Origin of the sequence: Phenylobacterium sp. (assembly GCF_965229015.1) — a bacterium.
GTDB lineage: Bacteria > Pseudomonadota > Alphaproteobacteria > Caulobacterales > Caulobacteraceae > Phenylobacterium.
Map to the genome: position 1 here is coordinate 1,168,256 of NZ_CBDDIM010000002.1, position 24,096 is coordinate 1,192,351.

25 protein-coding genes and 1 pseudogene are annotated in these 24,096 nt (G+C 67.2%); 16 read left to right on the forward strand and 10 right to left on the reverse strand.

Annotation, left to right across the window (positions count from 1 at the left end):
* The first annotated feature begins 5 nt into the window (after positions 1–5).
* Positions 6–479, forward strand: a complete 474-nt coding sequence (locus ACO06I_RS21990; protein WP_421934753.1) for a hypothetical protein — start codon at positions 6–8, stop codon at positions 477–479.
* Between the two features lie 171 nt (positions 480–650).
* On the opposite strand, the gene ACO06I_RS21995 is transcribed toward ACO06I_RS21990, so the two are convergent.
* On the reverse strand, positions 651–1,250 hold the full coding sequence (locus ACO06I_RS21995; RefSeq protein ID WP_421934754.1) for a DUF6151 family protein: 600 nt from the start codon (positions 1,248–1,250) through the stop codon (positions 651–653).
* A 74-nt stretch (positions 1,251–1,324) separates the two neighbouring features.
* On the opposite strand from ACO06I_RS21995, the gene ACO06I_RS22000 reads away from it, so the two are divergent.
* Complete coding sequence (locus ACO06I_RS22000; protein ID WP_421934755.1) at positions 1,325–1,939, forward strand: TetR/AcrR family transcriptional regulator; 615 nt, start codon at positions 1,325–1,327, stop codon at positions 1,937–1,939.
* A 411-nt stretch (positions 1,940–2,350) separates the two neighbouring features.
* Here ACO06I_RS22000 and ribH read toward each other — a convergent pair.
* The 3 genes and pseudogenes from ribH to ACO06I_RS22015 all read right to left on the reverse strand — a co-directional run.
* Positions 2,351–2,833, reverse strand: a pseudogene (ribH, locus tag ACO06I_RS22005) (6,7-dimethyl-8-ribityllumazine synthase); the annotation flags it as partial.
* A 1-nt stretch (position 2,834) separates the two neighbouring features.
* The gene (gene ribB / locus ACO06I_RS22010; protein WP_421934756.1) at positions 2,835–4,013 is read right to left on the reverse strand and encodes a 3,4-dihydroxy-2-butanone-4-phosphate synthase; all 1,179 of its coding nucleotides are present in this window, start codon (positions 4,011–4,013) and stop codon (positions 2,835–2,837) included.
* Positions 4,014–4,024: 11 nt separating this feature from the next.
* On the reverse strand, positions 4,025–4,663 hold the full coding sequence (locus ACO06I_RS22015; protein ID WP_421934757.1) for a riboflavin synthase: 639 nt from the start codon (positions 4,661–4,663) through the stop codon (positions 4,025–4,027).
* 337 nt (positions 4,664–5,000) lie between these two features.
* Here ACO06I_RS22015 and ACO06I_RS22020 point away from each other — a divergent pair, with 337 nt between their 5' ends.
* Positions 5,001–5,621, forward strand: a complete 621-nt coding sequence (locus ACO06I_RS22020) for a GntR family transcriptional regulator (protein WP_421934758.1) — start codon at positions 5,001–5,003, stop codon at positions 5,619–5,621.
* Positions 5,622–5,667: 46 nt separating this feature from the next.
* On the opposite strand, the gene ACO06I_RS22025 is transcribed toward ACO06I_RS22020, so the two are convergent.
* Positions 5,668–6,723, reverse strand: coding sequence for a nucleoside-diphosphate kinase (locus ACO06I_RS22025; RefSeq protein ID WP_421934759.1), 1,056 nt, complete (start codon positions 6,721–6,723; stop codon positions 5,668–5,670).
* A gap of 60 nt (positions 6,724–6,783) precedes the next feature.
* Positions 6,784–7,599: a sterol desaturase family protein gene (locus ACO06I_RS22030; RefSeq protein ID WP_421934760.1), complete on the reverse strand. Its 816-nt coding sequence runs from the start codon at positions 7,597–7,599 to the stop codon at positions 6,784–6,786.
* A 392-nt stretch (positions 7,600–7,991) separates the two neighbouring features.
* On the opposite strand from ACO06I_RS22030, the gene ACO06I_RS22035 reads away from it, so the two are divergent.
* From ACO06I_RS22035 to ACO06I_RS22085, 11 genes are all read left to right on the forward strand, one after another.
* Positions 7,992–9,113: an efflux RND transporter periplasmic adaptor subunit gene (locus ACO06I_RS22035; protein ID WP_421934761.1), complete on the forward strand. Its 1,122-nt coding sequence runs from the start codon at positions 7,992–7,994 to the stop codon at positions 9,111–9,113.
* Positions 9,114–9,143: 30 nt separating this feature from the next.
* Positions 9,144–9,839, forward strand: coding sequence for an ABC transporter ATP-binding protein (locus ACO06I_RS22040; protein ID WP_421934762.1), 696 nt, complete (start codon positions 9,144–9,146; stop codon positions 9,837–9,839).
* The gene (locus tag ACO06I_RS22045) at positions 9,836–10,978 is read left to right on the forward strand and encodes an ABC transporter permease (protein WP_421934763.1); all 1,143 of its coding nucleotides are present in this window, start codon (positions 9,836–9,838) and stop codon (positions 10,976–10,978) included. The genes ACO06I_RS22040 and ACO06I_RS22045 overlap by 4 nt, the downstream gene beginning before the upstream one ends.
* A 10-nt stretch (positions 10,979–10,988) precedes the next feature.
* Positions 10,989–12,158, forward strand: coding sequence for an ABC transporter permease (locus tag ACO06I_RS22050; RefSeq protein ID WP_421934764.1), 1,170 nt, complete (start codon positions 10,989–10,991; stop codon positions 12,156–12,158).
* A gap of 206 nt (positions 12,159–12,364) precedes the next feature.
* Complete coding sequence (locus ACO06I_RS22055; RefSeq protein ID WP_421934765.1) at positions 12,365–12,583, forward strand: hypothetical protein; 219 nt, start codon at positions 12,365–12,367, stop codon at positions 12,581–12,583.
* 295 nt (positions 12,584–12,878) lie between these two features.
* Complete coding sequence (locus ACO06I_RS22060) at positions 12,879–13,352, forward strand: SRPBCC family protein (RefSeq protein WP_421934766.1); 474 nt, start codon at positions 12,879–12,881, stop codon at positions 13,350–13,352.
* Entirely contained in the window at positions 13,345–14,460 is a 1,116-nt protein-coding gene (locus ACO06I_RS22065) for an SDR family oxidoreductase (RefSeq protein ID WP_421934767.1), read from the forward strand. Before ACO06I_RS22060 ends, ACO06I_RS22065 begins: the two co-directional genes overlap by 8 nt.
* A complete protein-coding gene (locus ACO06I_RS22070; RefSeq protein ID WP_421934768.1) occupies positions 14,457–16,046 on the forward strand; it encodes a DUF6031 family protein in 1,590 nt (529 codons plus the stop codon). The genes ACO06I_RS22065 and ACO06I_RS22070 overlap by 4 nt, the downstream gene beginning before the upstream one ends.
* A 15-nt stretch (positions 16,047–16,061) precedes the next feature.
* Positions 16,062–16,355: a phosphopantetheine-binding protein gene (locus tag ACO06I_RS22075; protein ID WP_421934769.1), complete on the forward strand. Its 294-nt coding sequence runs from the start codon at positions 16,062–16,064 to the stop codon at positions 16,353–16,355.
* 58 nt (positions 16,356–16,413) lie between these two features.
* Positions 16,414–17,634: a beta-ketoacyl-[acyl-carrier-protein] synthase family protein gene (locus ACO06I_RS22080; protein WP_421934770.1), complete on the forward strand. Its 1,221-nt coding sequence runs from the start codon at positions 16,414–16,416 to the stop codon at positions 17,632–17,634.
* 9 nt (positions 17,635–17,643) lie between these two features.
* On the forward strand, positions 17,644–18,120 hold the full coding sequence (locus tag ACO06I_RS22085; RefSeq protein ID WP_421934771.1) for a CYTH domain-containing protein: 477 nt from the start codon (positions 17,644–17,646) through the stop codon (positions 18,118–18,120).
* Between the two features lie 50 nt (positions 18,121–18,170).
* Here ACO06I_RS22085 and ACO06I_RS22090 read toward each other — a convergent pair whose 3' ends face one another.
* The 3 genes from ACO06I_RS22090 to ACO06I_RS22100 form a co-directional block, all read right to left on the reverse strand.
* Positions 18,171–19,247: an alkene reductase gene (locus ACO06I_RS22090; RefSeq protein ID WP_421934772.1), complete on the reverse strand. Its 1,077-nt coding sequence runs from the start codon at positions 19,245–19,247 to the stop codon at positions 18,171–18,173.
* Positions 19,248–19,372: 125 nt separating this feature from the next.
* Positions 19,373–20,338, reverse strand: a complete 966-nt coding sequence (locus ACO06I_RS22095; protein WP_421934773.1) for a riboflavin kinase — start codon at positions 20,336–20,338, stop codon at positions 19,373–19,375.
* A gap of 79 nt (positions 20,339–20,417) precedes the next feature.
* Positions 20,418–21,203 carry a competence/damage-inducible protein A gene (locus ACO06I_RS22100; protein WP_421934774.1) on the reverse strand — a complete coding sequence of 262 codons (786 nt, stop codon included), beginning with the start codon at positions 21,201–21,203 and terminating at the stop codon, positions 20,418–20,420.
* 426 nt (positions 21,204–21,629) lie between these two features.
* Here ACO06I_RS22100 and ACO06I_RS22105 point away from each other — a divergent pair, with 426 nt between their 5' ends.
* Positions 21,630–22,667: an alkene reductase gene (locus tag ACO06I_RS22105; RefSeq protein ID WP_421934775.1), complete on the forward strand. Its 1,038-nt coding sequence runs from the start codon at positions 21,630–21,632 to the stop codon at positions 22,665–22,667.
* Positions 22,668–22,758: 91 nt separating this feature from the next.
* On the opposite strand, the gene ACO06I_RS22110 is transcribed toward ACO06I_RS22105, so the two are convergent.
* Positions 22,759–23,289, reverse strand: a complete 531-nt coding sequence (locus ACO06I_RS22110; protein ID WP_421934776.1) for a MucR family transcriptional regulator — start codon at positions 23,287–23,289, stop codon at positions 22,759–22,761.
* 361 nt (positions 23,290–23,650) lie between these two features.
* Here ACO06I_RS22110 and ACO06I_RS22115 point away from each other — a divergent pair, with 361 nt between their 5' ends.
* Positions 23,651–23,878, forward strand: a complete 228-nt coding sequence (locus tag ACO06I_RS22115) for a hypothetical protein (RefSeq protein ID WP_421934777.1) — start codon at positions 23,651–23,653, stop codon at positions 23,876–23,878.
* The last annotated feature ends 218 nt before the right edge of the window (positions 23,879–24,096 follow it).

Consider the following 24,096-nt stretch of genomic DNA (forward strand, 5'->3'; position numbering starts at 1 on the left):
GGCCGATGATCCGACACGTTTCCATTCCCGCGCGCGATCCGCATCACGTGGCGACCGTCCTGGCCGAGCTGATGCAAGGCCGCGTCTACCCGTTCCCGGGCCCGGTCCCCGGCGCGTTCATGGCCACCGCCGGCGACGCCCACGGCACTCAAATCGAGGTCTACCCCGAACAGGCCGCGGCCGCGCCGGGCGAGGACGGCGCGCCGGGGACCTTCGAGGCCAATCCCGCGCCGCCCCAGTATTGGCCCTTCCACCTGTTGCTCTCCGTCCAGCTGGACGAGGCGGCGATCCAGACGATCGGCGATCGGGAAGGCTGGCGCACGCGCCGGTTCCACCGCGGCCCGCCGGGCCAACCCCTGTTCGACGTCATCGAGTTCTGGGTCGAGAACCGCTTCCTGATCGAACTGTCGACGCCCGACATGGACCCCGCCTACCTGCGGACCTACGACGGTCTCGAAGCGATGATGGCGCGCGCCTAGCCTCGGTCGATCTCACCGGGCGCGCGGACTTGCGGGCAAGGGCCGACCCTGAACCCAAGGACCGCTAGTGGCGCATCGCAGGCGTTCCCATCTCCCATAGTGCTAGCAGTTGCGCCGCTCGGCGAGTGACACAGCCGGCGGCATGCCCCGGATCTCGTCAGAGCGCGGGACTCAGGCCGGGACTTGACGCAACTGGTCGCGTTCCGCCGCCGTCAGCACCCTGGGCTCGGCGATCGGCCGGTCTGTAGTTGTGTCAAAGAAGGGGTTCTCTCGGAAGCCGCCCGTAAGGCGGGCGCGCATCCGGTTCCGCGCCATCCATAATATGAAGCCCGGGAGGCCGAACGCCTTGGGCTTGGGCTGACCGCGGGCCCCGCGGACGAAGAGGCAGAACCAGACGGGTCCGAACGACTGCTCCACGCTGAGTTCGGCGTTCTCCAGGCACGCCCGCGACAGGCCGACGAAGGGCAGCTTGCTCGTCGCCGGGGTGTTGCCGATCGGCGTGTTGCAACAGGCGGCATACCAGCGAAGCATGCCTTTGTCGGACAGGCGAAGACAGGCGAGATGCTCGGCGCCCGTCTGGAACTTGACGTCCTTTGGGAGGGTCTGGATGCCCTCGCTTCCGCCGCGCGTGTCCAGGAGATCGGTCTCACGCCCGAGGAAGCGGATGAACGCCTGGCAGTCCTCGCAGTAGCAGACCGAGTGACCCGCCCGGGCCCTGGTCTCGACGACGCCCGTGAGCGCGCCGCATTTGCATCGAAGAGGGTGGGTCATCGGCGGCCCTGAAAAAGGATGGCGGATATAAAAGAGAATATCTCTTTTATAAGGACCGCCCTAGCCTCGCGTCAATGACCTCCGATGACGACGTTCCATCACCGCGCCGGCGGCCCAAGGGCGACAAGCGCGCCCGCACCCGCGCCAGGATCATCGAGGTGGCCGCGCAGCTGGTCGAGGAGCGGGGCTTCGAGCGGACGACGGTGCAGGAGGTGGCCCGGCGCGCGGGCCTGAGCAACGGCGCGATCTACGGCAACTTCAAGAACCGCGACGAGATCTTCGCCGCGATCGGGCCGACATACTGGCCGCAGGTGAAGCCGCAGTTCACGCCCGGGTCGAGCTTCGCCGAGAAGATGCGCGCGGTGGCTGAGGCGACGATCGCCATCCTGCCGGAGCGATCTAGCCGGGGACACGCCCGGCTGACGGGCCTGGCCTACGTGCTCACCAATGAGGCGTTGCGCACGCTGGTGCAGGACCGTGCGTCTGCGTTCTACGCAGGCGCCGCGGAGTGGTGGCGATCCCTCCCCGAGGACGAACAGCCTCCGATGCCGCCAGACATCCTCGTTCGCCTGCTGAACGTGCTCACCGAGGGGCTGACCCTTCAATGGCTGCTCACGCCGGAGCTGGTCACGGACGAGATCATCCATGCCGCCTTCGCGGCGTTGGCCGGCGTCCGGCCAACGCTCTGAATCCCGCGCCCGTCCTTGCGCGGCCGGCATGTTTCAGTCGCCCCGCAGGGGCGTCGGACGAGGCCGCGGGTCGCCGAATCCGACAGCGAATGTCCGCGTCCCGCGGTGAAGCCAAAGTCTCCTGCTGGCGCTCAACTGACGTCGTTGGGTCCTGGTTGATTGGGGCGCTCCGTCCGCGACTAGTGGGCGCTATGCGGGGTCCGCTGTCACGTCGGCCTTATCGGCATCCGGGCGCTGAGCATCTAGTCGCCGAAGGTGCGCGGCCTGAGTTCTCGGAGGCTGCGGTCGGCCTTCCCGACCGCCGGCGTCTCGGCCGGGAGCGCCGCGGACTCACTGCGCCGCGCCGGCCAGGGCGGCGGCGGCGTGCGCTACTTCGCTTCGCCGGATTGAAGAAACCGGACGGACGCCGCCGGCGATGCCTGGCGCCCGCAGGCGCTGAAGGATGAGGATGGTGTTAAGGCAGGCCTCGGCCGCCTCGCGCCCCTTGTTGGCCACGTCATCGCTGCTGCGCACCTCGGCCTGCTCGTCGGTGTAGGTGGTCAGGATTCCGAAGGCGATCGGGACGCCGGCGGCCAGGCTGGCTGTCATCAAGCCTGTGCTGGCGGCGAGGCTTATGAACTCGAAGTGGGCGGTGTCGCCCTTGATGACGCAGCCCAGGCAGACCACGCCATCATAGCGCTCCGTGCGGGTCAGGGCCTGGGCGATCAGCGGCAATTCGAAGGCGCCAGGCGCCTCGATGATGTCCTCCTCGTCGACCCGCACACCACGGTCGCCCAACTGCGCGAGAGCGCCGCGCAGGAGGCCGCCGGTGATTGCCGGGTTGAAGCTGCTGACGGTGATGGCGATGCGAACGAGACCGGGTGGCGCCTCGTCGGAATTTCGCTCCAACGGCATGTCAGGCCGCCGTCAAATCTTGCCGGGCGGGCGGCGAAAGGCGATGGCCGAGCTTGTCACGTTTGGCGGCGAGATAGGCGCCGTTATGCGCGGTGGCGGACAGGCTGAGCGGCAGCTCCTCTGCGACCTCGACTCCGCAGGCGCGCAGGCCCGCGGACTTGCGCGGATTGTTCGTGAGCAGTTTGACCTCGCTCAGACCAAGGCTCTTCAGAATATGCGCGGCGACGCCGTAGTCACGCAGGTCGTCGGCGAAGCCCAGCGCCGCGTTGGCCTCGACCGTATCCAGGCCGCCGTCCTGCAGCGCATAGGCGCGGATCTTATTGGCCAGGCCGACCCCTCGGCCCTCGTGGCCATGGAGATAGATCAGCACGCCGCACTCGCTCTCGCCGATCCGCCGCAGAGCCGCCTGCAGCTGGGCGCCGCAGTCGCAGCGGAGGGATCCCATGGCGTCGCCCGTCAGGCATTCCGAGTGGACGCGCGTCAGGGCGCCTTCGACCAGCGCGCCCTTCACCATGGCGAGGTGTTCGCGCCCGTCGATCCGGCTACGGAAGGCGCGGACCTGGAACGGGACATCGGCGTAGGCGGAGGGCAGCGCCGCCTGGGCGATCTCGTCGACGAGGATTTCCGTCGCCATGCGATGGGCGACCAGCTCGGCGATGGTCAGGATCAGCAGGTCATGCTGTTCGGCGAAACGCTTGAGGTCGGGCAGGCGGGCCATCTCGCCGTCATCTTTCATCACTTCGCAGATCACGGCCGCCGGCGTCAGGCCCGCCAGACGCATCAGGTCGACGGAGCCCTCGGTGTGGCCTTGGCGGGCGAGCACCCCGCCCGGAACGGCGCGAAGCGGGAACACATGCCCCGGAGACACGATGTCCGCTGCGGTGGCGCCCGGCGCGATGGCCGCCTGGATGGTGCGCGCGCGCTCGAAGGCCGAAATCCCGGTGGTGATGCCGACCTTCGCCTCGATCGACACGGTAAAGGCGGTCTTGCGGCTGGTGCGATTGTCGGCGACCATCGGTGGCAGGCCCAGACGGTCCACGGTGGGGGCTTCCAGCGCCAGGCAGATCAAGCCGCGCGCCTTGCCGGCCATGAAGTTAATCTGCTCGCCGGTGGCGAATTCGGCGGCCACCACCAGGTCGCCCTCGTTCTCCCGGTCCTCGTCGTCGACCAGGATGATCATGCGCCCAGCCTTCAGCTGTTCGATCGCGTCAGATATGCGTGACATAGCCGCTCCACGTGTTTGCCCAGCACGTCGACTTCGACATTGATCTCGTCGCCGATGGCGGCGTGCTGCAGGTTGGTGTGAATCCAGGTGTGGGGGATCAAGGTGACGGCCACCGCGAAGCGGGCGCCTTCACCCTGGGCGCCTTGCGTCGGGTCGCCGACGGTGTTCAGGGTCAATCTGACGCCGTGGAGAGTGATCGAGCCCTTCTCGACGCAAAAGGGGTAAAGATCGGCCGGCAGGCTCAACTCGACCCGCCGGGCCTCACCGTCGCTCTCGAGGGCGGACAGCCGCGCCTTGCCGTCCACATGGCCTTGCACCAGGTGTCCTGACAGGCGCGTGGCGAGGGGCAGGGCCCGCGCCAGGTTGACCCGAGCGCCGACGCCAGCCGCGCCGAGGTTCGTTCTCGCCAAGGTCTCCGCCCTGATGAACGTCTCGGCCATCCCGTGAGCGTCATAGCTGAGCACGGTAAGGCAGGAGTCGTTGACTGCGATGCTCTCGCCGAGGGTCAGGTCGTCGAACCCGGTGTCGAGGATTGCGCGGCGGGCCGGGCCGTCGATCACCGAAGCTTCGTTGCGGCCGATGCGTTCGACGATACCGGAGAACATGGAGGCCTTCCGCGCCTATCGCGCTGGGCTGAACGCGGCGATCCGGAGCGCCGGGACGGCGATCCATCTCGCGGCTGGCGCCAAGCCAGCCATCTTGCTCGCGAACGTGGGAGTGAAAGTCATGTCGCCACTATGGTTCAAATTTAGATTTGAGCAAGCCGGATAGATTTGCATTGACCTAAAATTTATATTTGATCGAATGTGAAAGTTAGATTTCCGCCCACTTGATATTTCAGTGCAGGTCTCCCGAATGAGCTCGTTTCCTCTCGCCTCGGTGGAACCGCAAGGGTGGGCCTCAGGAAGGGCGGGCCTGAGCGATGGGGAGTGGGCGCCGGGCTTGCAGAAGACGCGCATCTACGAGCGGATCCTGCTCGACATTATCCTCGGCGAGCTGCCGCCGATGCACATGCTCGATGAGAGGGCCCTGGCGCGCCAGTACGCAGCAGGTGTGGCGGGGGTGCGTGACGCCTTGGGCCGCCTGGCCTTGGAGGGCCTAGTCATGCGCCGGCCCCGGGTCGGGACTGCGGTTTCGCCACTCGATATCCGGGAAATCGAGCACGCCTACGACGTGCGGCGCCTGCTCGAGGGGCGCGCTGCGTCGCTCGCCGCGAGGGCCGCGAAGGCGGCGGACATTGCGGTGATCGTCCAGGCCTTTGACGGCGCCGAGAGCGCCGTGGCGGCTTGCGAACTCCGGGTCTTGCTGGGCATGGACCGCGCCTTCCACGCCGCCGTGGCGCGCGCCACCTACAACCCGACCCTGGCCCGCTTTGTGATGCATCTGCAAAATCTCGCCAGTCGGTTCTGGATCTGGGAGATGGAGAAGCAGTCGGCGGAGGATCAGCTGCAGGACGTTTACCGCCACCGCGCCCTCGCCGCGGCCATCGCGTCGCACGATCCACTGGCCGCCGAGGCTGCGGCGGTGGAACTAGTGGGGGCGCCGCCGAGCGCCTACCGCTGATCCGAACAGCGGTCCGAGATCGGTCCGCCTTGGCCGCAGCCGCCGATCAGGCCACGGCCAGAGGTTCTTCCAGGAGGGACTTCACGCCGCCGAGATCGCGCTGGCTGAGCTTGGCGGCGATGACGACGGTGTCCCATAGCTCCAAATCCTGGTCAGGCCAAAGCCGCCTTCTCGGATCGCCGGCGGCCAGGGCGAGGATACGTTCGGGGAGCCCATGGATCCGCTCCAGCTGAGGGAGTGGGGAGGGCGTCCGGGCCTGCAACAGCGCGTCGAGGACCTCCTGCCAATCTGCCGCGCCGGCCTGAAGTGGGGCCGGCGTGGGGCGGGCGATCTCGGGGCGCGGTCGGTCGCCGAAGGCAGCGGCGAAGCGACCTAGACTGGCCGACAGGTCCAGGGGATGGTGGCCTACCTGGCCTTCCATGGCGCCCGCCATCGCCACGACTTCCGCAGGTTCCGCGGATGCGGCGCCTGTCATTACCGAGACGAAATGCGCGAGCTGGCGGCGTGTCAGCAGCAGTCCGAGTTCGCGAACCATATCGGCCGGTTCGTCCGGGGAATGCACAAAGTCGAGAAGGAAGTCGCCGGCGCCGAGTCTGGCCCGAAGCTGATCTGGCGCCCGGTTGGCGCTCTTCGCGTGCCCCTTAAGATCTCGCAGGCGCTCGCTGGCGCCCGATCCCGTGGGATCGCGCAAGAGCACCACCAGCGCCTCGCCGGCGGAGAATAGAAGGTCCGCGGCGGCCAGGCGTTCGACCGGAACCTTGTTCATGTCGAAGCGCCACAGTTCGCGGAGCTGATGCCGCGTAATGCTCAGCGGCGCGCAAGCGAGAGCTTCGAAGCCGCATTCGGCGAGCAAGGCTAGGCCTTTGCGCACGGCATGGCTCACGACGGCGTCGGGCTTGAAGAGAATGTAGGTGTGCCGGCTCCAGGCGGCGTTGGCTCCGCGGCCCGCCATGTCCTGGATCAGCGCCCAGGTCTCCCGGTACGAGGTCTCCTGCGCGAAGTAGTGGCGCTTCGTTGCCGACTGACTCGGCACGGTGGCGAGATCGGGCACGGGGGCCCCCGTCGTCGCGTTGAATGCGGCCTCAACGCCCGTCACGCGCATTCCTCCGTCCGCGATGGTCGAGAGCGAATGTCCCTCCGCTCGGGCGCCGCCACATCGCGTTCATGGCCTTTGCCCGCTGTGGGCGGCAGGGGTTTCGGCGACGGGATCGCCCTCGATGGGTTGAGGTGAAACGCCCACGGAAGCGCCGTTTCGGGCCCGGCGATAAGCGTCCAGATAGTCGGCGCGCTCGGTGCCCATGATCCGGTCCCAAAAGCTGAAGTAGAGGCCGTAATTGCCGGCCCCCCGTTGGTGGTGAAGATCGTGGTGGGTCACCGTCGTCATCCAGCCCAGGCGCGGGTGTCCGTCACGACCCGCAGGGAACACCTCCCGGCCGCCGTGCGCCATCGCGTTGCGCGCGATCATGGTGACCATGAACGCCACCAGAACCGGATAGGAGAGCGGCGTGATCAAGCTTGCCGGCAGGATGAAGGCGCCGTTGACGAGGGCCTCAAGCGGGTGGAACGCGTAGGCGGTGAGCACTGTGGGCGTGCGTGACTGGTGATGCAGCTGGTGAATTGGCCAGAAGGCGCGCGTATGGAGCAGCCGATGGGTCCAGTAGAACCAGGTGTCGTGGCCTATCAGAAGAACAAGCAGCGCGACCGCCCAGCGCCAGATCGGCAGTGACTCGAAGGGCTGCGGGGAGATCAGGTGGGCCATCACCGAGACGTAAAGGATCGATGAGAAGATCACCGCGCTCACGATGGAACTGATGGCCTCGCGCCGAAGCTGCGCCGGCCGCGGCGACCGGGGCTGAATCCGTGGCGCGACAGTTCGTGGCAGGACCGAGATCAGGACGCCAACGGTTGCGACGATGACGGCATAGCGCGCCACCGCCAGCGCCGTGCCGCGCGCCCAGTAGGACAGGTCATCGCCCACAGCCATCCCCATGCCAGCGTCGCGCAATCTTTGAGTGTAGGGATGATTGATTGTCAATCCATCTTGTCATGACTTTCTACCAGCGGTCACCGCGACAGTGTCCCGGCCCGCAACGCCGAAGATGCAAGCGAACCATTTGGCTGGATCGGCCCGTCCCCAATCGGGGCGCCTAGGTTTGGAAGTTTAAAGTCCGTTGACATTTGACGGATCCCGGCAATTCAATGATACACTTTGCGGCTGACCGATAGATTTGGGTCTCGTGGGCTTTTGACGGGGTTTCACTGGGGCGGATGAACCGGCAAGCGCTCCTCGACCAGCTCAGACTCGACCGCCCGCCCCCTCGGTCGACCCGGCCGGGCCAGCGGGGGCGGCACTATCTGGTTGCGGCGGGCGTGACCGCCATCCTGACTGCTGCGCTGATGGGGTGGCTGGCGCTCCGGCCCCCGCCTGCCGTGGAGACCATCGTCGTCGAGCTTCGCCAGCCGGAGGCCGTGGGGCGGGTGCTTGAGGCTTCAGGCTATGTGGTCGCCAGGCGCCAGGCGACGGTGGCAAGCAGGGTCATCGGCCGTGTCATCGAAGTTCCGGTCGAGGAGGGCCAGGCCGTTGAGAAGGGCGCCATAATCGCCTTGCTCGACACCAGCGTGACCCAGGCGCAGCTGGACGAGGCGATCGCACGTCGGAACGTCGCCCTGGCGTCGGTTCGCCAGTCCAAGGCGCGGCTCATCAACGCCGCCCCAAGACTTGAGCGGAGCCGCAGCCTGCATGCGCAGGGCTATGTGAGCGACCAAGCCGTGGAGGACGCGCAGGCGGCCCTCGACGACGCGCGCCAGACTGTCGAAGTCGCCGCGCGGGAGGCGCGTGCGGCCGAGGCCGGGGTCAGCCTCGCCCTGCAGTATCTGCAGGACGGTGTCGTTCGGGCGCCGTTCAGCGGCGTCATCACCGTCAAGGCGGCCCAACCTGGTGAAATCGTCTCGCCGACGTCGGCCGGAGGATTCACCCGGACCGGAATCTGCACGATCGTCGACATGAGCACCCTCGAGGTGCAGGTCGACGTCAGTGAGAAGCTGATCGATCGGGTCACGCCGGGGATGCCGGCGACGGTCAAACTCAACGCCTACCCGAGCACCGACATTCCGGCGGAAGTGATCGCGGTCATTCCGACGGCGGACCGGTCAAAGGCCACAGTCTCGGTCCGGATAGGCTTCAAGACACGGGACCCGCGTCTTGTTCCGGAGATGGGGGCCCAGGTGGCGTTCCTGCAGGATGGGCCGCGGACCCCGAAGCGCGCGCCGAACATCGTCCTGCCGCGCCCAGCCATCCGCCCCGGACCGGCGGTGTTCGTTGTCGAGGGCGGGCGAGTGCACGAGCGACCGATTGTCCTGGGCGCCCTAGCCGGGGACGAACAGGTCGTCGTTTCCGGGCTTTCGCCAGGAGACCGCGTTGTGGCCCGGCCCCTGGCCGGTCTTTCCAAGGGCGATCGGGTCCGGATCGCCCCGATGGCGAACAGGATCTGACCGCTGCAACCTCGAGACCGCGGAGCGCCTATGACGACTTTGATAGAACTGCTGGATGTCTCAAAAGAATATCATCGGCGCGGGCAGGGCGTGCCCGTGCTGCAGCATCTGGACCTGCAGGTCGCCCGCGGCGAGTTCCTGGCGCTGGTCGGCCCGTCGGGTTCAGGCAAGAGCACCCTCTTGAACCTGATGGCCGGACTGGACAGGCCGACGTCCGGCCGGATCGTCGTTGACGGGCAATCTCTGGAGGCGTTGTCGGAAAGCGAACTCGCCACATGGCGCGCGCGCCATGTGGGGTTTGTCTTCCAGTTCTACAATCTGATGCCGGTGCTGACCGCCTCGCAGAATGTCGAACTCCCGCTGCTTCTGACCGGACTCTCGGCTCGGGAGCGGCAGCTGCGAGTGGCTGCGGCCCTGGAGCTCGTCAACCTGGCCGACCGGCGAAAGCATAAGCCGGCCGAACTGTCCGGGGGGCAGCAGCAGCGCGTGGCGATCGCCCGCGCGATCGTAGCCGACCCCATGCTCCTGATCTGCGACGAACCCACAGGCGATCTGGACCGGGAGGCGGCCGACGAGGTTCTCGGCCTGCTTCGTCTTCTGCAGGAGGTTCGCGGCGCCACTATCGTGATGGTGACGCATGACCCGAGGGCGGCGGCGTCGGCCAGCCGAATCCTGCGTCTCGACAAGGGCGTCCTCACCCCGGAAGCCAGGGGGCTCGCCGCATGAAGTATCTTTGGCTCCTTTGGGCAGGACTTTGGCGCAAGCCGGTCCGGACCTGCCTTCTCCTGTTGTCGGTGGCCAACGCCTTCCTGCTCTTTGGCCTGCTGGAGGGCTTCGCCGGCGGGGTCGCCGCCGCCCAATCGAGGGTCGATGCGACCTTGCTTGTTACGGGCAACCGGATGGGTTTAGCGCAGCCTTTGCCGGTGGCCTACGCCGAGCGCATCCGAAGTCTGCCCGGCGTCGTCAAGGTGTCGCCGCTCGTCAGCCTGCAGGGATCCTACCAAGACCCATCGAATCCGGTGCGCGCCTTCGCCATCGACTCCGTCCAGATGGGGTTTGGCCCGACCTTCCATATCGCTCCCGCTCAGCTCGCCCGATTCAACGCGACCCGATCAGGGGCAATAGTGAGCGAGGAACTCGCCAGAACCTACGGCTGGGCGGTGGGGGACAGGGTGCCCATTAATTCCAGATTGTGGACGAACCGCGACGGCACGGCGATCTGGCCGGTCGATATCGTCGGGACCTACAGGTCCGAGAATGCTCTGCTCGTCGGGGCGATGCTCCTTCAGTACGACTATCTCGATGCGGGGCGATCGCGGGGAAGGGGCATGGTCAACAGCCTACTCGTTCGCATCGGCGACCCGGCCGATGCTGACCGCGTCGCCGTCGGGATCGATGCGGCGTTCGCCAACGCCGCGCCGGAAACAAAGACCTCCAGCCAGCAACAGATCGCCCGCGACACGGTCAAGAGCATCGGGGATGTCGGCGTCATCGTGCGCGGCGTCACGGCCGCGGTCTTCTTCGCCCTCTTATTGTCCGTCGGCGCGGTGATGCTGCAAGCTGGCCGGGAGCGGCGGACCGAGATCGGCGTCCTTAAGGCGCTCGGGTTCAAGCGCCACGTGATCCTAGGCCTGTTTCTGGGGGAGGCGGTCCTCACCTGCGGGCTCGCCGCGGCGCCCGGACTGCTCCTGGCCTCCGTGCTGCTGCCAATCGTCGGGCGGGCTATGAAACTCCCGATGGTGCAGGGCGAATCCGCCCTGGCGATCGGCATGCTCCTGGCCCTCGCGATAGGCCTGGCGACAGGGCTTCCGCCCGCCGCGGCCGCCGTGCGACTGCGCGCCGTCACCGCGCTTTCAGGACGATAGGGAGAGGCTGATGAACCGGCTGAGGCAGATGGCGGCGATCGCGGCGATGAACCTAGGCTCCATGTCTCGGCGATGGGGCGCGGCCTTAGTGGCGGTGATCGGGGTCGGCAGCGCAGTCGCCGTCATGGTCGCCCTGCTGGGCGTCGCCTCCGGCGTCCGAAACCTAGCGCATGACCAGATCGCGGCCGACCGGGCGATCGTCCTATCGAACGGCGCAGCGGCCGAGGACCTGGGCGCGTTCACCCGCGACCAAGTGGCCGCCGTCGGCGAAGCCCCTGGCGTCGCCCGCGACCACGCGGGGCGCCCCGACGTCCTGCCGCTGGTGGTCTCCACGCTCCAGGCTACGAAGAAGACCGACGGATCGGCGATCGAGATCGCGGTGCGCGGGCTCAATCCGGAGGTCTGGGATCGGTTACGACCGACCAGGATCGTCCAGGGCCGCCTGTACCGCAGCGGCCAAAGGGAACTTGTCGTCGGCCGGGCGGTGCGCACGCGGTTCAGGCACTTTGAACTGGGCGACCGCATTCGGTTGCAGGCCGCCGAATGGACCGTGGTCGGGATCGCCGAGAGCGCCGGCGGCTTCGATGAAAGCGGGGTCTTCACCGACGACCTCTCCCTACAATCAGTGCTCAATCGACCAACCTACCAGAGTCTGCTCGTGCGGCTGACGGGGCCGGAAGCCTTGCCGGACTTCGCCAGGGCGATCGCCGCTGATCGTCGGCTCGACGCCCGCGCCCAGAGCTATCGCGACTTCGTCCAGGCCCAAACCCGGCAGCTGACTTCCCTTCTGCGATTTCTGGGCCTGTTCATTGGCGCCGTCATGGGGATCGGCGCCGCCTTCACCGCAGTCAACGCCCTATACGCGATGATCGAGGCGCGGCGGCGCGAGATCGCGACGCTCAGGGCCATCGGCTTCGAAACCGGCCCGATTTTCGGCGCGATCCTGGCCGAGGCCGTGCTGCTTTGTGCACTGGCAGGTCTTGCCGGCGGAGCGGCGGCCGCTCTTCTGGTCGGGGGTCAGGAGGCCTCTGCCTATGACTTGAGCTTCGCGGTCCAGATCACGCCTCCTCTTCTGGGAGTGGCCGTGGCCTGGGCCAGCCTGATCGGGCTGATCGGCGGCCTCGCCCCGGCGATCGCCGCTGCGCGCATACCTGTCACCTCGGCCCTGCGGGCGTTCTGAAGGGCCCAGCCATGACCCGCGTGTCGCCTTTCATGCTCCCCTCGGGCCCTTCCATCGCCCGAGTCGGGACGCGGGGGCGGCGCCAAGAGGCCTCGATGACATCTCGTCCTGCGCTGAATGGCCAGGGGTTGGTCGGACCGGGCGAGCAGGAGGCCTGATGGCTGGTGCGCAGAGCAGGGCGGGCGACGCCCCTGGAGGATTTGCGCGTGGCCGATGACACTGCCCGAGCCGGGCCGGCGGAGGACATGCGCGCCTCCATCTTGTCCCGCCTTGAGGGTGTCTTGGCCATATTTCGCGCCATTGAGGCGGCCGAATTGCTGGCGACGCCGCCGGCGAGCGAGGCCGCCCAGGGCCATCATCGCCTCGCGCTTACGCTGCTGGCGTCGGCGATACGCGAGTTGGCGGCCGTCTGTGCGGAGTGCTGACCCGCCCTTGAGTGCTGCGCACCCGCCCGGCCGAAGACGTCGCGACGATCCGTGCGATGAGGCGCCCGGCGAGGCATGCATGGCGCCCAAAGGGGACTGGCTCAGCGGCCGCAATGACCGCGCGATCCGATCGTGGGCCGATCTTTTGTGACCGGCTGAGCGGCGTAAAGTGCGTGGTCGATGCCAGATAGACTGTTTACATTCATATTGCATTTGAAGATATATTTACGGGTCTACATCGGGGCGCGACCTTGATGATCAGACGCGGACCAGATCGCGTCGTGCGGACCTGGTGATGGTGGTGGAGCAGGTGATGCCGCAGGTGGTTGTGGAGCGGTCGATGCGGAATGTGGCCGTTGACCGCGTCTGGTCCATCGCGAGACGTCTGACGGACTATCCGATGTTCATGGACCAAGTCGTCAGTGTCGAGCCGTGCGCAATGCCGCATGTCATCAACGCGACTTCCTGGATTGTCCTGCTCAACGGGAACGAGCTGCGCTGGATTGAGCAGGACGAGTATGACGACGCCAACCGGAGGATGACCTTCCAACAGATTGAAGGAGATCTCGCAGAGTGGGCCGGGTCCTTCGAGACAGCCGTCGTCGACGGGCAAGTCCTGGCGCGTTACGATGTGACCTTCGACCTGGGAGTTCCGGCCCTAGCGGACGTCCTGCATCCCCTGGGTGAGATCGCGATCCGATCGAACTGCCGACAGATGCTTGAGGAGCTCGAACGGCAGAGCCGTCTCGTTCCACAAGCCAATGAGTGATTTCGATCGCGTCATCCTCACGGGCGCCACGGGCGCGGTCGGTGCCTATTTCGTGCGCCGGCTGGTCGATGAGGGCTCGCCGCCGACTGTATGCATCCTTCGCGATCCCAACGCGCTGGAGCGCCTGGGGCGCGCAGTCGGGCCCGAGATCGCAAGCCGCATCACGCCCGTGTTCGCCGACCTGACACGGGAGGACGAGGTTCTCGCGGTGACCGCGAAGCTTGGGAAAAGCGAGCGGTCGCTGGTGCTGCACTGCGCCGGCGAAGTCTCGTGGACCAAGTCGGAGCGCTTGGCCGCGCCGATCAACATCGACGGGACGCGACGGGTGGCGCAGCTGGCCGTGACGGTGAGCCGCCAAACACCAAGCCTCGTCTTCCTGTCCACCGCATTTTGCTCAGAAGAGCATCCGCCGCGGAACCCCTACGAAGCGACGAAGCTGGCCGCTGAGCGTTTGCTGGCCGCGGAGTTCGCCGGGCTTGTCGACATTTCGATCATGCGCTGCAGCCTCGTCGTGGGAACGTCGTCGGACGGGTGGATGTCTCGTTTCAACGGGCTCTACCCCCTGATCCGGATCCTCGCCCTCGCCGAGGTGCCCTGCTTGATCGCAGATCCGGACTATTGCGTCGACTGCGTGCCTGTCGACTTCGTCTGGGAGCAGGCGGTCCGCGCGGCCGCGATGCCTCGGCCTCCCGGTCAAATGCTTCGCCTGGTCGCCGCCGCGGGACGCCGCGCCATGCCGCTCCAATCGCTCGCGCGCCTGGCCGTCGGCCGCGTGGATGCGCTGCGGCGACGGCATCAGCAGCCGCCCCTGCCGGAGATCTCGATCCTGGCGGAGCGTCAGTTCCGGTTCCTGATGCGGAGTTCCAAGAGTTGGAATCTCTCGCAGCGGTTCGCGAAGGTCGAAGAGATCAGCGAACTGATGGCGGGTTATGTCTCGCATGGGGGCAGCGGTCGGGAGATCGAGGCGATCGCCCTCGGTGGACCGCCGCCGGATCCGGCCGCCTACATGGACCGCGTCCTGGACTTCTGGATCACCTGCAACGAGCGCCGCGTCCTCGGCGCGCGCCGGCCAGACTGGCTTCTGGCCGGGGAGGGCGCCGGCGCATGATGCTCCGACCCGAGATATTGACGGCTCCCGATCGCGCCAACAGCGAAGGCCGACGGAATGTCGAGGACTACTTCGGCCGGTGGAACATCGACCGGGCGGGATTGGAGGCTCAGGTCCTCCGCGGGTTCCCCGGGAACGCCGCAGCCTACTACGTGAGCACTATTCCACGTGGCCTCGGCGGATCGACGAGCGATATCGACCTGCTGCTGGTGACCGATGACCCCTCAAGCCAGGAGATCAGCATGTCGCGCATGCTGTTCTTCGCCGATCGGCGCGTCGGGGTGAAGGTGCTCTTGCGGCGGCAGATCGACGCCAGCTTCGACGCCGTCGAGGATGAGATCGCCGCATGGGGCCGTGGCGAGGGCTATCCGGCCGGCCGCCTCCCGATCAAGTGGATGGATCTCGAGCGCCTCGTGAACGGCGCGCGGTTCGACGGGGATCCCGAGTATCGTGGTCGGATCAGCACGCTCGGGCGGTGGGCGACCTTGGTGTTCTTCGCGGCCGTCGTCGAGCAGACCTTTCTGCAGGGGCTTGCCGTGCGGGCAGGCTTCGCCGCGGCGGCGCGCGCCTACGCCCAGGCGGCCGTCGCGGCGGCTATGGACTGCGTCATGGCGAGTTGCGGTCACTTTCAGTCCAACACGAAGTGGACGCTGGAACGCTGGGCGCGGTTCGACCGGGAAGGGTTGCCGGCGGTGGTGCGGCGCCTTGCTGAGCAGGTCGACGAGACTCGGCGCCTGATCGAGTCCCCCGCCGCCGCCGCTGTGGGGCAGGGGTTGTCGCAGCTGCGCGACGACCTTGAACGGCAGCTCCTGGCGGCGGTCGCGGGGGGGCGGCCTCACCTTGCGGTGAACGCCGATGTGGCGGTCAACGACTTCCTACCCGGCGCCCTCGTTCTTCAGACCCACCATCGGGCCGCCGTGGTGGACCGTCAGGCGTACGAGCGGCTGCTGGCGGCTGGCGGCGAGACGGCGTCACCCGCCGCCGCGGCCATGGCCCTCGCCCTTCTTGAGGGCGGATTCCTAAGGCTTGGGCACAGCGCGCAAGGTGCCGCTCCTGTCATCCCACCGAGCCCGCCGGAAACGGAACCCAAGGCGCGGATACTGCTGGCGGACTCCCTCATCTGCCTGATCGACTTCTACTGGCATGCCCTCTCGTACCTGCAGAATGCGTTGGAGGACGTGGCCGGCGCCGACGGCCGTCTCGCCTACCTGTCGGCCTTGCGCTGGCGCTTGGTGGCTGCGTTGCAGGCAATGGAAGACGCACTCCTCGGGCAGGACACCGCTGTCGGGCCGGTTCACCGCGCCGCGCACGCCCTGCAGCGCGGCCTGCCCGTCTTCGGTCTTTCCAGCACGGATCTCAGGGTGAGGCTAAAGCTCGACGAAGGCGGGTTGCGCGCCGGCGATCTCGCCCGCGCGATGCTGGATCTGGGGGATGAGGTGCTTGGGCGTCTACCCGGCCAATTGCCGGCGGCGCTTGGGCGCACGGGGCAGCGAGAGATCATTCGCGCCATGCAGATGTGGTCGAGAGCGGCCGCCTTCCGCGGCGACGATATCGGGTTCCTCGCGGCGCGGCTGCAGGAAATCTAGCCGAAAGGAACAGAGATGGATGCGCTTGACGTCGTGCGGACTGCCTTGGCGGAGGAATGCGGGACCGATCCCGGGCTGATCCTGCCGCAGGTCCATCTGCTGAACGACCTGGATATCGACAGCTTGGACTTATTGAACACTGCGTTTCGGATAGAAAAGGATTGCGGCGTGAAGCTCCCCTTCCGCGCCTGGCTGACGACCGAGTACGGCGACGAGCCGGCCGAGGTGAGCCCCTTCCTCGTCGCCGAGATCTGCGACTTCATCGCGCGCGAAACCAGATCGGCGCTTGCGGCCTCGGGTGGCGCGTGAGCCCGACGGTGGCCTTCGCCGCCCCGCTCCCGGCCGTGGTGACTGGCGGGCAAGCGGCATGACGCGCGTCGTCGTGACCGGGATGGGCTGTGTCAGCGCCATCGGACAGGGCGTTGATCAGGCGTGGGACAACGTCCTGAACGGCCGCGGAGGGGCCGCGCGACAGACTTTCCCGGTCGATGGGGAGGGCGTCTCAACCGAGGCGGTGGTCGCCGCGGTCACGAACGATCCCCTACCGGCGCTGATGGCGCAATTCGGACGCAAGCCAATCCTTGCGGTGGATCGGTTCGCCAACCTGGCTGCCGTCGCCACCCTGGAGGCGCTCGGCGACGCCGGGGTCGAGCCTGGACAGGCGGTGCTGGAGCGGGCGGCCATCGTCTATGGCGCTTGCTCGGGCGGCCTCGTGTCGATCGAAGCCGCCTATGCGCGCATGTTTCTGACCGGCGGCGGCCAGCCGCATCCGCTCACGGTGCCGCGCCTGATGTCGAGCGCGCCGGCGTCGCACCTTTCCATCCTTTTCGGGGTGCGCGGGCTTTGCCTCACCGTCGCCACAGCCTGCGCCTCATCGGCCCATGCCATCGCCGAGGGGATGCACCTCATTCGTTCAGGCCGCGCCGACATGGTCATCGTCGGGGGCGCCGACGCCAGCCTGACCTACGGCGCGATGCGCAGCTGGGGCGCCCTGCAGGCCACGTCGCCGTCCGCTTGCCGGCCCTTCTCCAAGGGGCGCGACGGCACCATCCTGGGCGAGGGCGGAGCGACGCTGATCCTGGAAAGCGAGGTCTCGGCGAGCCGGCGCGGCGCGAGGGCGCATTGCTACCTCGCGGGGGCCGGGGCCAGTTCGGACGCCGCGCATATGACCCAGCCCAATGCGAAAAGCGCGGCGGCCGCGGTGCGGGCGGCGCATGAGGACGCGGGGCTGCCGCTGGACACAGGCGTACTGATCAGCGCGCACGGCACCGGCACCGCCTTGAATGACGTCACCGAGTCCTGGGTGCTGCAGGACGTCTACGGCGCGCACCTGTCGCAGAACCGGGTGATCGCCACGAAGTCGGCGCATGGCCATATGCTCGGCGCGACCGGGGCGATGGAGCTCATCCTCGCGGTCAAGGCGCTCGCGCACGGCCTCGCGCCGCCAATTCTCAACTATCTGGAGCTGGATCCCGACTGCGAGCTGCCGCTGGTGCTGGCCCCCGAGGCCATCACCTATCGTGCCGCAATATCCGCCTCATTCGGCTTCGGCGGCCTGAATTCCGTGCTGGCCGTGACCCTTCCGTAGAGCCCTCGCATGCCCCTTGAAATCGAGCGAAAGTTCCTCGTCGCCGGCGTGGCTTGGCGCGAGGGGGCGGTCGCCGAACGTCTCGTGCAGGGCTATCTCGTGGCCCTGCCCGACTTGTCGATCCGGGTCCGCCGCACCGGTGACCGTTGCGCCATCACCATCAAGGGAGGCCGGGCCGGCCTAGTGCGTAGCGAGTACGAGTACGACATCCCCGTGGTCGACGGGGAGGAACTGCTGCGAAGCCTATGCGGCGCGCGGGTGATCGAGAAGGTCCGACACCGCCTGAGTTTCGCCGGGCGCACCTGGACCGTCGACGAATTTCTCGGCGTCCACGCCGGCCTTCTCCTCGCCGAGGTCGAGCTCACGCGCCCGGATGAGATCATCGAGCTTCCGCCCTGGCTCGGCCTGGAGGTGACCGGGGACCCCGCCTATCAGAACGCCACCTTGAGCCGTGGCGCGGCGGGGTCGGACGGCGAGCGCACCTGAGCGCCTTCCCCCGCCTCGAGGTCGGACCGGCGTCGTGGTGCGTGGCGCCGTCAGGTGGCCAGAGCGTAATCCAGATAGCCTTGCGGGCCCTGAGTGTACCAGGTTTCTGGATCGTCCGGAGTTAGGGGAAGGCCACGTTGGAATCTGCGAACCAAGTCCGGGTTGCTGATGAACTTCCGCCCGATGGAGACAGCATCCGCGCGGCCGGCGTCGAGGGCCGCTTGCGCCTGCGCCCTATCGTAGTCCGTGCTGATGACGAAGGTCCCCTTGAACGCTGCGCGCATGAGGCGTCCGACCGCCGGCAAACCCAAAGCGCCATTGGGGGCTTTCGGATCGGACTCGCGAATCTCCAGGAAGGCGATCCCCATGTCGGATAGCACTCCGGCGGCGCGGGTGAAGACCTCCAGGGGGTTGCTGTCCTTCACGCCCTGACGCTCGCCATTGGGCGACAGGCGCACGATGGTGCGGGCCGCGCCGATCGTGTCGACGACGGCCTTGGCGACCTCCCGTAGCAGGCGGCCTCGGTTGTCGATCGATCCGCCATAGTTGTCGGTTCGGAAGTTCGTGCCGTCGCGGAGAAACTGGTCGATCAGGTGACCATTCGCGGCGTGAATCTGCACACCGTCGAACCCGGCGCGCTGTGCATTTCGCGCCGCGCGGCTGAAGTCCTCGAGCAGAGCTGGGATTTCGTCCGCCCGCAACGGCCGGGCCTCGGGGTAGGGCGCCCGGCCCTCGTAGGTGTGCGCAAGCCCGGGCGCCGTGGTCGCCGAGGCGGAGACTGGCTGTCCGCGACCTGGGAAGTTCGAGTGGACTGCTCGTCCCATGTGCCAGAGCTGGCAGACGATCTTGCCGCCCGCCCGATGCACGGCGTCGACCACGGGCTTCCAGGCCTCGACCTGCGCCTCAGACCAGATGCCGGGCGCGTAGGGCCAGCCAAGGCCCTGCGGGCAGACGCCGGTGGCTTCCGTGATGATGAGGCCCGCGTCCGCCCGCAGCCGATAGTAGTCGGCCATCATGGGCGTAGGCACATGGTCCCGGGTCGCCCGCCCCCGAGTGATGGGCGCCATCACAATGCGGTTGCGGGCCTGAATGGCGCCGAAACTGATGGGATCGAAAAGGTCTGGCAAGTCCGCCCCCTCGCAGTCGTGGGATGCATTGTTGGTAAAGTGATTTAGTCGGAACGTTCGCGCGAGCGTCAAGTGTAGATAGTGTATTGGGGGCGAGCCGAAGTCGATCTCGTTCGCGTCCCAATTCAGGCGGGCCGGTCGATCCGGCTTTGCGCAGGAGGCGCCGCCAACGGGGGGCAGGGCGTCAGCCCCAGGCGGCGGCGCGCTTCCGCCGCGTCGAGATGGACTTGCTCGACCATGGCATCGACACTGGCGAACGTCTCTTGAGGTCGCTGAAAGGCGACGAGGTCCGTCTCTATCGTCTGACCGTAGATGTCGTCAGCGAAGTCAAACAGCCAGACCTCCAGCACCGGCGCGACTTCCCCGGTCGTTGGGTTGACGCCGATGTGCGCGACGCCAGGGAGTTGCCGGCCGTCCTCAAACCGTGTGCGTGTGGCGTAGACGCCGAACCTGGGCGTCACATAGTCGCCGAGGGGGACGTTGGCGGTCGGAAAGCCTAGGCGTCGGCCGAGCTTGCGGCCATGCTGGACCACGCCCTCAATGGCGAAGGGCCGGCCGAGCATTGCCGCCGCCTCATCAGGCCGACCCCGCCGGAGCGCTTCGCGCACCCGCGCCGAACACGTCGAAACGTCCTGGTGCGCGCCGGCGTCGCTCTCCGACACGGTGAAGCCGAACGCCGCCCCGCAACGGCGCAGCGCGCCGAGGACCCCGCCCGGGCCCAAACCCATGCCGCCCTCAGTGGCCACGTGTCGGACGCCCAGCCCGTCTACGAGCACTTCTCTGATGAAGTCGTCGTTCCCAAGGTCTGCGGCCTGCGCGTCCATGTCCAACAGGTAGAGGAGGTCTACACCCAGGGCTTGAAGTCGGCGGATCGTCTGGTCGGGGGTGGTCAGGCAGGGCTGGACGTCAGCGTCTTGGCGCGGGCTAGCGCAGCTGACGACCCCCAAGGGTGTCCGGAATGCACGGGCGGCCGCTGCCGCGGCGGCGATCAGCTGGACATGGCCTTGGTGGACCCCGTCGAAGTCACCGAACGCGATCGCCGCACCCCGATCGTCCGGGGTCAGTCGCCGCCAATCGCGAAGGATTTTCATAAACCTCTCCAGGCATTCGCGACGGGCACGGCGCGCCGGCGAGGGCCGCTTGCTGCGCGTCCCAGCGAGACCGGCGGGCTCAACCGCTCGTGGCGCGGCTGGTGACCGCCGGTGGATCAATGAGGATCGAAGTGATGCCGCTGGCGCTCAGGGTGTCGACCAGTTCGGCGACGGTGAACGCCAGTTCGTCTGCGTCGCGGCCGCGCAGCACCAGGTTGGAGCCGTAGCCGGCCTCACTGAAATAGGGGTAGCTTCCCAAGGAAAGCGCCGGATGTGCCGCCGCCACGCGTTCCAGGGGCGCGGCGATCAGGCCTTCGCCCACGCCGTCCACGCGTACGGTGCGCGACATCACCACCGCTCCGCCCTTGAGGCGCCAACCCACGTCGCTCAGCATGCCGCGCATCACCTGCGGCACCCCGGCCAGGACAAAGACATTGTCGATCAGAAAACCCGGCGGGCCGCCAAGCGGGTTCTTGATCAGCTCACTGCCATTGGGCACGCGGGCCATGCGCCGTCGCGCGGGCGTCAACTCGTCGGGCCAGCGGGCCTCGAGGATCGCGAGGATCTCGGGATGCTCGTAAAGCGGGGCCTCGGACACCTCGGCCACGCAATCGGCGGTGATGTCGTCGTGGGTTGGACCTATGCCGCCGGTGGTCAGGACATAGTCGTAGCGGTCCCTGAGCGCCCGAAGCGCCGCTATGATCTCCGCCCGCTCATCTCCGATGATCCGCGCCTCGGCCAGATCCACACCATGGGTCGCGAGGAATGACGCGATCGCCGCGAGGTTCACATCCTGGGTCCGGCCGGAGAGAATTTCGTCGCCGATGATGAGCACGGCGGCGGCTACGCCTTCGGTCGCGTTCATCGCCCGAACCTCCTGTCTTCGAGCTGAGCCATGTTCCTGACCTAGACCTCGAAACCCAATCCCGCAAGTCTAGACGAAATCGCGAAAATGTTACCTAGCCCGCTATCGACCCATCAGGACTTCAGCCGGGCTCCGATCGACTGGATTTCGCTCAGTGCGAGACCTTTTGTGCGGCGACAGCGCCCCAATCGGCGGGACGTCGCCGTGCCAGTTGGAGTGCGCGCGAAGTGTAAGCGCGATCACGTTCACGTTGACATTTCGCTACATTTGAAAAATCGTGAAGGCGCGAGCGGGACGCGCGTTCGACTTTGTCGCCGCCGCTCCACTTGGCATCGACTTCGAGGATCAGATGTGCAGAGCCAATCTCCTGAGCGTCGTATCGGCCGAGCGCCTTCGGCGCCGCGCACCCCCGAGCGAGGCGTGACGATGTCATTCAAGCTGCTGGATCCCTTTAGACTGCATGGTCTTTCGCTGAGCAGCCGGGTCGTTGTCGCGCCCGTCATCCACCCGCAGGCGGACAAGGACGAGGTGTTGACCCCCTACATGGTCGACTACTATCGCCGCCGCGCCAGCGCCGGCCTCATCGTCACGGGAGGCGCCTGGGTCAGCCCGGAGGCGATCGGATGCGCCGACATGCCCGGCGTGTATACCGAGGCGCAGACGAGCGGGTGGAGGGCGGTCGCTGAGGCGGTCCACGCGGCGGGCGGGAAGGTCTTTCTCCAGCTGGCTCACACTGGGGCGATCTCCCATCCCGATCACTTCGGCGGCGCACTCCCGTTCGCCCCATCGGCCTTGGATCCGCGGGCGAGGTCGATCACCCCGACGGGCTATCAGCCGACAGTGACGCCGCGGGCGATGACGCTTGAGGACATCGGCCGGACGATCGAGCACTACCGGGCCGCGGCGAGGAACGCGAAGCGCGCGGGGTTCGATGGCGTCGAGATTCATGGCGCGCACGCCTTCCTCATCCCAGCCTTCCTCAGCAGCGCCACGAATATTCGCACCGATCAGTATGGGGGATCGCCCGAGAACCGCGCCCGCTTCCTCCTGGAGTTGGTCGCCGCTGTGGTCGAGGTCTGGGGCCCCGGCCGGGTCGGGCTCAAGCTCAGTCCCGCCGCGGCGGCGGGACGCCTTCAGCCGAACGCCGATACTGAGCCGACCTATCGGCATCTGCTCGGGTGCCTGAACGCCTGTCGTCTGGCCTATCTGCGTGTCGAAGGCTCGAAGACCACGATCGAGGGCTCAGCGGCCGAGACCTTCCGGAACATGGCGCGCTGGTCCCGGCCGTTGTACTCCGGCGTCCTGATCGCTGGCGGCGGCTATTCCTTGGAAGACGGCGAGGCCGTGCTGCAGTGCGGTGATGCGGATCTGATCGCCCTCGGCGCGCCGTTCGCCGAAGATCCCGACCTGATCGAACGTGTTCGCGAGCATGGGTCCGCCCGGCGCATGACGCCGGTGGACTAGCCCAACTGCGGTGTCCTCGACCATGCGCCGATCGGCGGCTCAGGGCCTCGTTGAACGGGGATTGTGCGCGGGGGCCGCCACTGCGCTTCGCTCAGACCTTCCGTGCGCCTGACGGGCGGCGTGACCTGGCCGGGGCCTTAGCGACCGGGCGTCCAAGACCGATCCGTTTGGCCACTTCCGAGCGTTCGCGCGCATAGCTCGGCGCGACCATGGGGTAGTCGATGGGAAGGCCCCATTTCTCCCGATATTGCTCCGGCGTCATGCCGTACTTCGCCATCAGATGGCGGCGGAGCGAACGGTAGCGGCCGCCGTCCTCGAGGCTGACGACATACTCATCGGTGACCGACTGCTCGATCGGGACGGCCGGGCGGGGGGCCGCGGCCTGGACGCCGGCGGAGGCGCTCGCGGGCGCCTTGGGCGAGGCGGTTTGCGCGGCCTCCAGCGCCGTGGAGGGCAGGAGGCCCGGGGCCGCGACGCTGGCCGGTCCCTCGAACGCCGCGCGGACATCGCCGATCAAGCGGGCGAGATCAGCGGGGGGAACACTTGTGTTCGAGAGATAGGCGACGAGGATGTCCGTCGCCAGCTTCGCGGCGACTTCCGTGTCAACTCCACCAACGGCCATTACGGCGCTCCTTGGGTCAATTTCGAGAGGCGCGAGATTCGCGCCTGTATTGATCGTGGTGCAGCAACATTTCAACCAGGCGTCAAGTCCATAGTGTCCGCTGCCTGGCATTTTCGACCGGCTCCGTGTCTAGACTTCAAGGCATGCGGCCAACATGCGTCAAGAGGACGCAAGGCGCCGCTCGTGGGCCTCCTTGGGTTGATTGATCGGCCTAAATTCAGCTCCAAGACAACTTATGGCTGACCGACTGGACTTCACACGCAATGTATGATCCATTTGTGACGGCTCCGACGCGCAGTCTTGCCAGCCCTTGAGGCAGAAGGGGGCGCGGGGGCGCGGGGGCGGATGAGGAGGGCGGAATATGAGCGGAAGTGTCGTTCGTTTGCCCGGCAGGGGAAATGCAGTCGATCCCGAGTTGCGACGGCGATTGCGCAATATCGCCGCGGTGATCACGGCGATCCAGGCCGGCGAGCTCCTCAGCGCGTTACCGGAGTGCGCGGTCGCCCGCGATCACCACAAGACGGGAATAACCCTGCTGGCGCTCGCCGAATCCGAGATTCTGTCCATCTGCGCGGAACTCGACGGCTAGTCTGCATTGTGGCGGTCCGTCTCATTAAGCGGGCGTCGCCGGTTCCACGGTCCTGTCCGGTCGCCACCATTCATCCTGAAGGGCGCGTCGCCGGCGACATTTGCGGCGACACGTGAAGTCTAGTCGCCTAGTCTATCCGGCATGACGCAATCAAGATCACATCAGCAGATTGCGACACGGCCGGTGATCGACGGCGCTTCAGCTCCCGCGACGGCGTA